Below are 12,723 nucleotides of genomic sequence, written 5' to 3' on the forward strand. Positions count from 1 at the left end.
GAATAACAACAAAAAATTAATTTTTTTATGAACTCCCCGGAAAATATTCCGGTAATAATATTAACGTTTAGAGAACTGGAATTTCTTACGGGCTTTCTTCTGTCCGTATTTCTTACGTTCTACCATACGTGGATCTCTAGTAAGAAGACCTTCTGGCTTAAGTGCGCCATGATTTTCCTGGTCTAGCGCCACCATAGCTCTGGATAGTGCCAGACGGATTGCTTCAGCCTGTCCAGTGATACCTCCACCGTAAACGTTAATTTTAACGTCGAAGTTTCCTTCATTTTCGGTAAGCATCATTGGCTGGTTCACTTTATAAAGAAGTGTTCCAGTTGTGAAGTAATCTTTAAGGTCTTTCTTGTTTACGGTAATGTTTCCCTGTCCTTCTGAAACATATACACGGGCCACAGCAGTTTTTCTACGGCCAATTTTGTGAATTACCTCCATTACTTAACGTCGTTTAAGTTAATAGTTTCAGGTTTTTGAGCTTCATGATCATGTTCAGATCCTACATAAACCTTTAAATTTCTGAAAAGATCTGCTCCAAGTTTGTTCTTTGGAAGCATTCCTTTAATTGCTTTTTCGACAAGTCTCTCAGGACCTTTTGCGAATAATTCTGTAGCTGTCAGACTTCTTTGTCCACCTGGAAAGCCTGTGTGACGGATGTACTCTTTCGCGTCCCATTTTTTTCCAGTTAAGTTGATTCCCTGCGCATTCAATACAATTACATTGTCTCCGCAATCAACATGTGGGGTGAAGTTAGGCTTGTGCTTTCCTCTAAGTAGGTATGCTACTTTAGAAGCAAGACGACCTAAATTTTGTCCGTCAGCATCTACCACAACCCATTCTTTGGTTCTGGTGGCTTTGTTAGCCGATACTGTTTTGTAACTTAATGTGTCCACACCAATTGATTTTACTAATTATTAAACATTCCAATCCCACTTACCCGAATCTCAATCGGGAAAACAGGGGTGCAAATGTACAATTATAAATTCATATAGCAAACAGCACTATCAAAATTTAATCTGACTTAAATAGGCTGGTTTTCAGTATGATAAATTCTTTGAATTTTAAAGGTCTATTCTTTTAATAGAGCCGTAGAAATGTAAGTAAAGGACTTCAAAACGAAATATTCATTGATATATAGATCGATAAAGTGCTTTTTTGTGCGTTTAAAGTCAATTTTAGCTGTTAAGGACTTCTTAATTTTTAGCATTCTTCTGTATGTTTGTAATCCCTAAATATATATCATGAAACGAATAATGAATGTTAGATTGTATTGCTGCCTCCTTTTTGCTGGATTTTTATTTCAAAGTTGTAGTAAAGAAGATATTGCTCAGGAATCTCAATTAAAGATTAGTAACGCTACCACGGTTACTACCGCAGATATGGTTGGTAGCTGGGATATAACGAAAATGATGGCAGATGTGGAAGTAGATCTCAACTCTACTCCGGGTGGGAGCAAAAATCTTCTGGATGAAACTGATTGTTTTAACACAATGAGTATAACATTTGATGCAAATGGTACGTTTGTAAGTAACAATGCCAGCATGAGTTTTGAATCTGGAGATGGAGATGACTTCTCCTGTTTATCAGATAGAATGGATTCTGGAACCTGGAATATTGTGGATAATAAACTGGTACTAAACATTAGTATCAATGGATCTGATTATACACATGAAAAAGCGATCGATCTTGGATCTGATACTTTCGCTTTTGATGTCACCAAAATTGAATCAGATCAATATGTAAATGATCCCGGTAATACGAGAGCTTCTGAAATCAGAATTTTAATGCTGGAGTATACCAGAGCTAAATAATAGTAAGAAGTAGTTTATAGTGTTAGTCAAAAAACCTCGTTAGTATTGCTAACGAGGTTTTTTAGTTAAAGATTTTTACTGTCTTCTAGTGAGCTTCCAGCCAGTTCTGTCCAATTCCTATCTCTACATCTAAAGGCACCTGAAGTTTGTAGGCGTTTTCCATTTCTTTTCGAATCATGGTTTTCATCTCTTCCAGTTCTTCCTTGTGAGCGTCGAACACCAGTTCATCATGAACCTGTAACAGCATACGCGTTTTATAGTTTCCAGCTTTCAGTTTTTTGTGAATATTGATCATGGCTAGTTTGATGATGTCTGCTGCACTACCCTGAATTGGTGCATTCACAGCGTTTCTTTCCGCAGCACCACGAACCACCTGGTTTCTTGAATTGATATCTTTCAAATAGCGTCGGCGTCCCAGTACAGTACTTACATACCCATTCTGTCTTGCAAATTCTACCTGGTCTGCAATATAACTACTCAGTTTAGGATAAGTCTTATAATAAGTGTCGATCAAATCTTTCGCTTCACTACGGGAGAGAGAAGTTTGATTACTCAACCCAAAAGCTGAAACACCATAAATGATCCCAAAATTCACCGTTTTGGCGTTACTTCTTTGTTCGCGAGTAACTTCTTCCAGTGGCACATTGAAAACCTTTGCAGCGGTGGAGGCATGAATATCTTCACCTTCTTTAAAGGCCTTGATCATATTCTCTTCATCACTTAAAGCGGCGATAATACGCAATTCGATCTGGGAATAATCGGCGGCTAACAGGACGAAGTTTTCATCTCTGGGAACGAAAGCTTTTCTAACCTGTCTGCCCCGTTCTGTTCTAATCGGGATGTTTTGTAAGTTCGGGTTGTTGGAACTCAGCCTTCCGGTAGCCGCGATAGTTTGCATATATTCGGTATGCACACGGCCGGTCGTTTTTTCTACCTGATTTGGTAGCGCATCCACGTAGGTGTTCTGTAATTTAACGAGTCCGCGGTAATCCAGTACATGTTGAACGATCGGGTTCTCTTCAGCTAAAACAGACAGTACGTCTTCACTGGTACTATATTGACCCGTTTTCGTTTTCTTGGGTTTCTTGGAAAGTTCCAGTTTTTCAAAAAGAATGATTCCCAGTTGTTTTGGCGAACTTATCAGGAATTCTTCGCCTGCTTCTTCGTAAATTTTAGCTTCCAGGTCCTTTATATCGTTGGTTAATGCTTCGGAAAGGGATTGCAGGTAATTTTCGTCCAGTTTAATTCCTTCCAGCTCCATATCTGCCAGTACTTCTACCAGCGGAATTTCAATTTCATTAAATAATTTTTTCGTGTTTGCATCTTCCAGTTCTTTCTCGAAAAGCGTTTTTAGCTGAAGAGTAATATCCGCATCTTCTACTCCGTATTCAGTTTGAGATTTGAGATCCACATCACGCATGCTTTTTTGATTCTTACCTTTTTTTCCAATAAGTTCGGTAATTGCCTGCGGAGTATAATTAAGGTAAGTTTCGGCCAGAACATCCATATTATGACGCATATCTGGATTGATAAGATAATGCGCGATCATAGTATCAAAGATCGGTGATTTCACTTCGATATTATATTTGTCCAGAACCTTGATATCATATTTAAGATTCTGACCTATCTTCTCTATGGATTCATTTTCAAAAAACGGACGAATTTTTTCGATCAATTCCTGTGATTTCTCGCGTTCCTTTGGAAATGGAAGATAGTAGCCTTTCCCGGCTTCCCAGGAAAAAGCGATTCCTACTAATTCTGCATCCAGCGGATTCAATCCTGTGGTTTCAGTATCGAAACAAACACTTTTCTGCATAAGCAGTCGTTCAAAAAACAGCTTTTGAGCCATTTCTGTTTCAAGTAACTGGTAAAGATGGGGAGTATCAGCCAGATTTGTTCTTGAGGAAGTTCGTTCGATCTCTTCACCATCACCTCCAAATAATGAAAACTGTCCAGCCCCGGCGGTTTGCGCATTTTGTTTTGCTGAAGGCGAATTACTCACCTGCGTTGGGGTGCTTTCATCTTCTCCTGAAAATAATTTTAAAAACTGATCTTTCAATCTTCTGAATTCAAGGTCTTCGAAGATCTCCTGTACCTTGTCCCCATCTGGCATGGAAAGTTCATAATCTTCAGCCTGAAATTTCACATCACAGTCAACAAATATCGTAGCCAGCTTTTTGGATAATCGCCCTAATTCAGCATTTTCGATGACTTTTTCCTTCATCTTTCCTTTAAGGTCATCGGTATTTGCCAGTAAACCTTCCATGCTTCCGTATTTCTTCAGAAACTTCTTGGCGGTCTTTTCACCAACTCCTGGAAGTCCTGGAATATTATCTACAGAGTCGCCCATCATTCCGAGGAAATCTATCACCTGCTCCGGGCGTTCCACCTCAAATTTCTTCTGAACTTCAGGTATTCCCCAGATCTCGATCCCATTACCCATTCTGGCGGGACGATACATGAAAATATTTTCTGAAACCAGCTGAGCGAAATCCTTGTCTGGCGTCACCATATATACCTTATAGTTCTCCTTTTCTGCCTGTTTGGCAAGAGTTCCAATGATGTCATCTGCTTCCATTCCGGCACATTCCACCACGGGAATATGCATAGCGCGAAGAATTTCCTGTATTACGGGAATAGATTCACGTATAGGTTCAGGGGTTTCATCCCTATTAGCTTTATAGTCTGAGAACATTTCAGTTCTGGCTTCGCTGCCATCCTTATCGAAACAAACCGCTAAATGATCTGGTTTTTCTCTTCGTATAACATCGAAAAGGGAATTCGTAAATCCCATGATCGCAGAAGTATTAAAACCTTTGGAATTAATTCGCGGGTTTTTGATATAAGCATAATATCCTCGGAAAATTAATGCGTAAGCGTCCAGTAAAAAAAGGCGTTTTTGATCGGCCATTAGAAATGTTTAATAAAATTCGTGATTAGCTCAAAATTACAAAGATTATATCGTTCTGCAGAAAGATATAAAACTAAGAATCCAAATAAGAGGGGCTCAGGTTGTCGCTGCTAATTCCTTCATGAAACTTAGCGTAACTGAAGCCTTTGTGGATACAGTACGATCCAATTTCCCCGGCTTTGTTGAGTGCTACATATGCGATCTGGAAATCCTTGTGATTTGGTGCTTTGCGAACGGTTCTCATGAGCGCTTCCTTGCAGGCATCCTGTGGAGACATTCCCTGTCGCATTAATTCCACGATCAGGAAACTGCCCACACTTTTCATAATGGCTTCGCCCATTCCTGTACCTACAGCACCACCAATTTCATTATCGAGAAAAAGACCAGCACCAATTATTGGAGAATCACCAACACGGCCATTCACTTTGTAGGAAAGTCCGGAAGTTGTACAGGCTCCGGCGATATCCCCTTTGTCGTCCATACATAGCATCCCTATGGTATCATGGTTTTCAATATTAATAATAGGTCTGTACTCTTTATGTTCCAACCATTCTTTCCATGCTTTTTCAGAGCTTTCGGTAAGCAGGTTCTTCTTTTTAAATCCCTGCTGAATGGCAAATTGTAAGGCGCCTTCACCGGCAAGCATGACATGCGGAGTTTCTTCCATCACTTTTCTCGCTACTTGTACCGGGTGTGCGATCTCCTTCAGGTAAACCACCGCACCGGCGTTTCCATCTGGTGACATGATACAGGCGTCTAAAGTAACATTTCCATCACGGTCTGGCGCGCCGCCGTCACCAACAGTAGTGTTTTTAAGGTTGGCCTCTTCTACCATCACTCCCTGTTCCACAGCATCCAGGGCACTAAAACCATTTTCCAGCATAGACCCGGCTTTTTTGGTTGCGTTTTGAAAATTCCAGGTAGCGACCGCAACTGGTTTTGGCTTGATGTTCATAGGTTCTAAAATGTTTTGTGGAAAAAGGCTGGGACTTACACTAAGTGCTCCTATGCTGATCCCGGTTTTCTGAAGAAATTGTCGACGTTTCATGATTTAAATCTCTTGCTAAAAGTAATATTTCGAAGCATGCTTTTAAAATAATGAATAATAGAATGCTTTGTAAGAGGTATGTGCTTAAAGAATCGTTAATAAGCTGGGGTTCGCTGCAATTAAAATTATCTTCGCAAAAAATTACTTAATGCGCTGGTTAATTCTTGCCGTTATCTACATCATCGTAGATCTTTACGCTTTTCAGGCTTTACGGGTATTTTCAAAGAATGTTTGGGTTGCCTCGTTCTATTTCCTCATTTCGATCATCGTAATTGCCAATCTTTTCTATCAATTTAATCAGCCTAATCCTAATGATGGTTTTGGAGGAGGTAGAGGCTACGCGATAGGTATTTTTCTTGCATTCTTTGTAGCGAAAATTGTTCTTGCTTTAGTTCTGCTGGGGGAGGATTTTCTAAGACTTCCATTTGCAGGTTTTCAAAAATTATTCGGCTCTTCAGAAAGTTTTTCTATTCCATCAAGAAGAAAATTTATAAGTACAGTGGCTCTGGGTCTTGCAGCAATTCCATTTGCTGGTTTGTTGTATGGAATGGTAAAAGGTCGGTACAACTTCAGGGTGTTACGATATACACTATATTTCGATGATCTTCCTGAGTCCTTTGATGGTTATACCATCAGCCAGATTAGTGATGTGCATAGTGGAAGTTTCGATAATAAAGAAAAGATACAGTATGGAGTGGATCTTTTAAAAGAGCAGGAAAGTGATCTGGTGGTTTTTACCGGGGATCTTGTGAATAATAAAGCTTCAGAAATGGAGAACTGGAAAGATGTATTCTCCCAGGTAAATGCCAGAGACGGCGTATATTCTATTCTAGGGAATCATGATTACGGAGATTATACGCAGTGGGAAAGTCCGGAGGCAAAAAAGCATAATTTGCAACGCCTGAAGGATACGCATGCAGAAATGGGCTGGAACTTAATGCTTAATGAACACCGCCTGATCGAGAGAAATGGCGAAAAGATAGCGCTGGTTGGAGTAGAGAATTGGGGAATTGGCGGATTCAAAAAAGCCGGTGATCTTCAAAAAGCCGGAAACGGACTATCCAGTAAAGATTTTAAAGTGCTACTTAGTCACGATCCTTCTCACTGGGAAGAAGAGGTTAAGAAAGACGAAAAACATTATCATATAACGCTTAGCGGCCATACGCACGGGATGCAATTTGGAATTGAGATCCCGGGTTGGTTAAAATGGAGTCCGGTGCAATATCGTTACAAACACTGGGCTGGAATTTATGAGGAAGCAGGACGCTACATTAATGTAAACAGAGGCTTCGGATTTCTGGCTTATCCTGGTAGAATAGGAATATGGCCCGAAATTAGCGTCATCGAACTGAAAAAAGGACCTAAACCAGCTTAATACAAAGAATTTCCTATATTTGAGTTTAGCTGGCGAACACGGTAAATAACCGAAAAAATAAATACTGAATTATGTCAAAATTTGGTGAACTAGTAGATCTGAACATTCCGGTACTTCTGGATTTTTATGCTGAATGGAGCGAAGCTTCCGAAGCCATGCATCCGGTATTACGTGATGTCGCGGCCGCTTTAGGTGATAAAGCCAAGGTCATAAAGATCGATGTGGATAAGAATTCTCAGCTTGCTGAAGCCTTGAGAGTAAAGGGTTTGCCAACGCTTATGATCTACAGGGACGGTGAAATGAAATGGCGCCAGAGCGGTGAGCAGAATGCAAATACGCTTATTGGCCTTTTAAAGGAGCATCAGTAAGACTTTTGAAAGTAAAGCCTTTTTCAGCGTAGTATCTCATCACTCTGGGTAATACTTCCCTAAGATTTTTAAATGCCTTTTCTGAGTCATGAAAGACGATCGTACTTCCATCAACAGCATTATATATGACATTCCGGTAGCACTTTTCTGCTGAAATACTGTGGTCATAATCACCACTTATTACATCCCACATCACAATTTTATAGCTTTTTTCCACAAGGTCACGCGCCTGAGCGTTCATGATCTTACCATAAGGTGGCCTGAAAAATTTTGTCTCTGGGAAGAATTTGTTAGCAGTAAATACCTGCTGAGTTTTCTGGGTATTTTCGATATAAGGAGCTTTGCCAGTTTTCCAGCCGTTAAGGTGATTATACGTGTGATTTCCCACTGCGTGTTCTTTCTCTAAAATACTTCGGAAGATTTCCGGGTGCTTTTCAACATTCTCTCCAATACAGAAGAAAGTAGCTTTTGCTGAATACTCTTCGAGTAGATCCAGAACCCATGGCGTGACCTCTGGAATTGGGCCATCGTCAAAAGTGAGATAGATAGCATTTTTATCCTTTATCCTGGAAATACGTTTAGGATAAAGAAGTTTCAGGACTGAAGGATATTTAGGCAGGAATAAACTCATCGATATTCAAAAATAAAAAACCCGGCGCAATTGGCCGGGTTTAATTTTATTGCTGATCTTTTTGCAGCGAAACCGAATCGTCCGGTTGCCCTATGGGAGTTGCGCCATCCAGTGCTTCCAGAATCTCCTGTTGCGGAGATTTTGCTTCAGCATCTATTTCTTCGTCCTCACGGTAGAAATGCCTGAACTTTTTTAGATAGGTATTAAATTCTTCGGCTTTTTCTCTGGCTGTCTCACGATCCTCATAAACCATCATAATGTCAACCAGGCCGCGGTAACGTTCCATATCGGTAATGATCTCATCTGCATATCTGTATTGACGTTCTACTTCCCAGTTACTATAGAATTCCAGGTTCTCCTGATATTTCTTAGTCACTTTTTCCCAGATCTCACGGGCTTTTTGAGGTTTGTTAACTTCGTAATAACCGGTGATAAATGGTTCCAGTAGCGTATAATATTCATAATGCTCGACCGGCATATGTTGCATTCCCAGGTCAAGGATCTCTTCCGCATGTATTGTATCACCCTCGTTAAGAAGATTCTCAGTCAGTCTTGCCAGGTTGCTTCTATAGGTAATAGAGTTCTTACGGGTTTCAGGGTCATGATAAATATCTGAAGATCCCATATTTCCCCAATTCCAGTTCTTCACGATATTGTACATCTTTTCGGTATTCACGCGACCCATATCGAATGGATTTCTGGGATCAAGAGGTGTTTGAATAGGAACCAGTTTATAGGTGACTCCTTCCAGTTGGAGATAGTCTTTCATCCATAGGTAATCGTCGTCACCAAAACTTCCGCCGGTAAAATAGATAGGACGTTTCCAGTCGTTGTTGGCAATAATATCGAGCATCAACAGCCTGTTCTTATAAAGCACCTGGTCACCAATCTCAATATCTATATGATCAACGATCTCGTTTGCTTCAGAACGGTCTACGATATTATTGTCCAGTACATTTTGTTTGTCTACCGGAATTCGAACATATTTAGAAGGGAAGGTGTTGATCATAGACCCACTTTGCAATTCGGCCATGGTTCTTGGATCTTCATTCTGAATATAATTCATCCAGGTTTTGATGCCCACAGTGTCCTGGGTTACTTCGCGCAGGAAGATCGCATCGTTCTTTCCATTATACCAGTCCTGTGGTAATTGCGACGGGATAGCATCACTATCAAAAGCTTTTCGCTTCATCTGGTCAATATACCAGTCGGTTGCCAGTAAACTTGTATTGATTACACGAACATCGGTTCGGTATTTTTCAATTTGCTGAACATACCAGAGCGCAAAAGTATCATTATCACCAATGGTAAATATAATGGCATTTTCGTCGATGGAATCCAGGTACATCCTGGCCATGGTTAGTGCAGTGTCTCTGCCGGAACGATCATGATCATCCCAGTTTTCCGAAGCAAGCAGCGTTGGTACGGCAAGTAAACTTGCAAGTACTACTACCGGAGCCAGAATTTTAGGACCGATCATTCCTTTAAGTTTATCGAAGATGGCATAGACTCCAAAGCCTATCCAGATCGCAAAAACATAGAAGGACCCTACAAGTGCATAGTCCCGTTCTCTAGGTTCAAAAGGCCTTTCATTCAGATAAACTTTAAGAGCAATTCCGGTAAAAAGGAAAAATACCATAAGCACCCAGAAATTCTTCTGATCTCTTTTCAGCTGAAAAATGAGTCCGATTAGTCCGAGTAAAAGCGGCAGGAAATAATAGGTATTTCGAGCCTTGTTATTTTTTACATCTGAAGGTAAATTCTCTTGCGACCCAATATGCCATTCATCAATAAAATTGATTCCGCTAATCCAGTTTCCATGCAGATCTCCGAATTTTCCCTGTATATCATCCTGTCTCCCGGTGAAGTTCCACATAAAATAACGCCAGTACATATAGCCAACCTGATACTCCAGGAAGTAGCTAATGTTAGACGAAAATGAGGGTTTTTCGACATTGATATAATCGCTAAACTGCCTTAGGAAGTTATGGTAGTCTTCCATATCCCTTTCACCACGGGCAAACTGAGTGCGAAATTCATTGATAGCACTTATAAGTCTTTCTTCACTCTGGAATTCTGGTTTGATTGTGAAATCCAGGGGACCGGTAAATTCCATATAATTGGTAGCATGCTCGGTACTCCACATTCTTGGCAGAACAGCCTTATGATCGTCATCCAGGTTCTGGCGTGCGTTTTTATATTCATTCACGATCACATACTTTCCAAGTTCCTCGTCTTTTTCATATTGAGGTTTCCCATCGCGATATGGATTATCTTTGTCGAGTCCGGAATACATCTCAGACCATTGAGGGCCGTAGAATAGATGAGTTTCCCCGTATTGCTCACGATTATAATAGGCGAGTAGCTCACGTGCATTGTCAGGACTGTTTTCATTGATCACGGTTGGTGCATTACTACGCACTGGTAACATTACCCAGCTGGAGAAACCGATTAGAACAAATAATATACAGAGCAGTAGTGTGTTGTACTGATACAGGTTACGCTTGCGAGTGAAATTGATCAGGAAATAGAATACGGCGATGATCGCAAGTAAAGCGATCGCTGTTCCCGTATTAAAAGGCATTCCCAGGGAATTGGTAAAGAACAATTCTGATGCAGAAAAGAACGTAAGAGTGTATGGTAATAGCAGTTTAAAGATAAACATAAGAACAGCGACCACGACCACGTTGGCGATGATAAAATTCTTGACGGTTACCTTTTTGTAGTTTTTAAAGAAATAAAGGAATCCGATTGCCGGTAAGGTTAACAGACCCATAAAGTGAACTCCAAAAGAGAGTCCGATGACCAGGGAGATCAGAATGATCCAGCGATTTCCACGCGGAGTGAACATATCCCGTTCCCAGAGTAGTCCTAGATAAAACATGACCGACATAAAGCAGGCTGCCATGGCGTATACTTCGGCTTCCACGGCATTGAACCAGAAGCTGTCGGTAAAAGTAAATGCAAGTGAGCCAACAAGGGCACTACCCAGAACGGCTATTTTCTTAGCATCGGTAAGAGTTTCTCGCGGTCCGGCGATCTTTAGAACCAGTAAGCTGATAGACCAGAACATAAACATGATGGCTACGGCACTGGCAAACCCAGACATAAAGTTGATCATGAGGGCGACCTGAGTATTGTCTGCCGCAAAAGTGGCAAAAAACGCACCCATCATTTGGTAGAAAGGAGCTCCCGGTGGATGACCAACTTCCAGGTTGGCAGAGGTAGCAATATATTCACCGGCATCCCAGAAACTTGCCGTTGGTTCCAGAGTAAGTGTATAGGTGGTGAGGGCAATAAGAAATACCAGCCATCCCAGGATCTTATTCCACTTACTAAAGTTGAAATCTGTCATAAATACTCGTGTAATTCTACTGAAGTGGCGAATTTAATAATAATATGCTGAATGCTTTACAAACGCAATGGAAAAGCGAATATTTTGGAAGTGTCTGGAAATGAATAGAAAAAATGTGCTTTCAGAAAAAAATTGAAATTTTAATGAAAATCTTTTTGAAAAAGTTTGTGCGATAGAAACTTTGTCTTAAATTTGCATCCGCATTTAAGCATTGGCCTATGGTGTAACTGGCAACACGTCTGGTTTTGGTCCAGAAGAGTCTAGGTTCGAGCCCTAGTAGGCCAACAAAAATGTTAAAAACCCAAACTGAAAAGTTTGGGTTTTTTTGTTTTACAAAACGTCAGGGCGAGAAGCGTGTCCCGAGCCTGTCGAAGGAAGCTTGAAGATTGGTGCTTGCCCAAGGATACTCTCGAAGTTGTTTATGAAATGAAATTTCATATCAGTAAATCTCATAGTGTGTAATCTTATAATATAATAGCTTAGTTGCCATCCTGAGCCTGTCGAAGGAAGTCTGTCGAACGAAGTTATTTCATCAAACTTTATTCTATAGAATATTTGTTTGGATAATTCGTGTCTGATGCGATTTTGATGCAACTTTACATCAAACCAGCTATTATGTCCAGACAAAGTATTTCCTTCACAAAGCCAAATGATGAGTGGCTAAAATCTCAAGTTGATAATCAAGAATATTCCAGCAAAAGTGAACTGGTTAATGATTTGATAAGACAAGCTCGCAATCAACAAATTCAGATTGATTATGCCAAAGATAAGATTGAGAAAGCTGAGAAAAGCGGATTTACAAAAGACAGTAAAGAACAAATTCTAGCGCAATCGAAATCTTTGCTTAATGAGTAATTACAAATTAAGTAATCTAACTAAGAAGAATTAATTAGAATACATCAATTTGGAATAAAGCGACTCGGAGTTATTCAAGCCGACAAATATTTTGAGAGGTTTTTCGAATACTTCGATATGATTGCAGAACGACTTTTCGCATTCGAATCTATTGATTTTATAAAACCTGGTTACCGAAGATATGTTTGTGGGTCAGATTCCAACTATTATAGAGTATTTAAAAATTCCGTTGAGATAATATCTATCATCGGCAGACAGAATTTGAGTAACATTTAACCAGAAACCGGTTCGAAATAATGTAAGAAAGGAATAAACCCAATATGTCCGAATCCGCTCTCTAATTTCTATAACAACTATTAT

Annotated in this window: 10 protein-coding genes and 1 tRNA gene; 5 read left to right on the top strand and 6 right to left on the bottom strand. The window is 40.2% G+C overall.

Going from position 1 to position 12,723, the window contains the following annotated elements:
- Positions 1-60 precede the first annotated feature (60 nt).
- Entirely contained in the window at positions 61-447 is a 387-nt protein-coding gene (rpsI, locus tag QZ620_RS04865; RefSeq protein ID WP_141878869.1) for a 30S ribosomal protein S9, read from the bottom strand.
- Positions 447-902 carry a 50S ribosomal protein L13 gene (gene rplM / locus QZ620_RS04870; RefSeq protein ID WP_295179614.1) on the bottom strand — a complete coding sequence of 152 codons (456 nt, stop codon included), beginning with the start codon at positions 900-902 and terminating at the stop codon, positions 447-449. The genes rpsI and rplM overlap by 1 nt, the downstream gene beginning before the upstream one ends.
- Positions 903-1,250: 348 nt before the next feature.
- Between rplM and QZ620_RS04875 the strand changes: the two genes are divergently transcribed.
- Positions 1,251-1,820, top strand: a complete 570-nt coding sequence (locus QZ620_RS04875) for a lipocalin family protein (RefSeq protein WP_295179616.1) — start codon at positions 1,251-1,253, stop codon at positions 1,818-1,820.
- Positions 1,821-1,905: 85 nt separating this feature from the next.
- On the opposite strand, the gene polA is transcribed toward QZ620_RS04875, so the two are convergent.
- Together polA and QZ620_RS04885 are read right to left on the bottom strand one after the other, a co-directional pair.
- Positions 1,906-4,731, bottom strand: a complete 2,826-nt coding sequence (gene polA, locus QZ620_RS04880; protein WP_295179618.1) for a DNA polymerase I — start codon at positions 4,729-4,731, stop codon at positions 1,906-1,908.
- A gap of 73 nt (positions 4,732-4,804) precedes the next feature.
- Positions 4,805-5,779 carry a N(4)-(beta-N-acetylglucosaminyl)-L-asparaginase gene (locus tag QZ620_RS04885; RefSeq protein ID WP_295179620.1) on the bottom strand — a complete coding sequence of 325 codons (975 nt, stop codon included), beginning with the start codon at positions 5,777-5,779 and terminating at the stop codon, positions 4,805-4,807.
- Positions 5,780-5,927: 148 nt separating this feature from the next.
- On the opposite strand from QZ620_RS04885, the gene QZ620_RS04890 reads away from it, so the two are divergent.
- Both QZ620_RS04890 and QZ620_RS04895 read left to right on the top strand, forming a co-directional pair.
- Positions 5,928-7,154 (top strand): metallophosphoesterase, encoded by a 1,227-nt coding sequence (locus QZ620_RS04890; protein WP_295179622.1) that lies wholly within the window; start codon positions 5,928-5,930, stop codon positions 7,152-7,154.
- 71 nt (positions 7,155-7,225) lie between these two features.
- Positions 7,226-7,522: a thioredoxin family protein gene (locus QZ620_RS04895; protein ID WP_141878856.1), complete on the top strand. Its 297-nt coding sequence runs from the start codon at positions 7,226-7,228 to the stop codon at positions 7,520-7,522.
- Here the strand turns inward: QZ620_RS04895 and QZ620_RS04900 are convergent.
- A complete protein-coding gene (locus QZ620_RS04900; protein WP_295179624.1) occupies positions 7,494-8,153 on the bottom strand; it encodes a polysaccharide deacetylase family protein in 660 nt (219 codons plus the stop codon). The two genes, QZ620_RS04895 and QZ620_RS04900, sit on opposite strands and share 29 nt — an antisense overlap.
- A 46-nt stretch (positions 8,154-8,199) precedes the next feature.
- Complete coding sequence (locus QZ620_RS04905; RefSeq protein ID WP_295179626.1) at positions 8,200-11,508, bottom strand: DUF2723 domain-containing protein; 3,309 nt, start codon at positions 11,506-11,508, stop codon at positions 8,200-8,202.
- Positions 11,509-11,720: 212 nt separating this feature from the next.
- On the opposite strand from QZ620_RS04905, the gene QZ620_RS04910 reads away from it, so the two are divergent.
- Positions 11,721-11,793 (top strand) — tRNA-Gln (locus tag QZ620_RS04910).
- Between the two features lie 330 nt (positions 11,794-12,123).
- Complete coding sequence (locus QZ620_RS04915) at positions 12,124-12,363, top strand: CopG family transcriptional regulator (RefSeq protein ID WP_295179627.1); 240 nt, start codon at positions 12,124-12,126, stop codon at positions 12,361-12,363.
- The last annotated feature ends 360 nt before the right edge of the window (positions 12,364-12,723 follow it).

Source organism: uncultured Christiangramia sp., from assembly GCF_913046405.1.
In the GTDB taxonomy this organism is placed as follows: Bacteria; Bacteroidota; Bacteroidia; order Flavobacteriales; family Flavobacteriaceae; genus Christiangramia; species Christiangramia marina.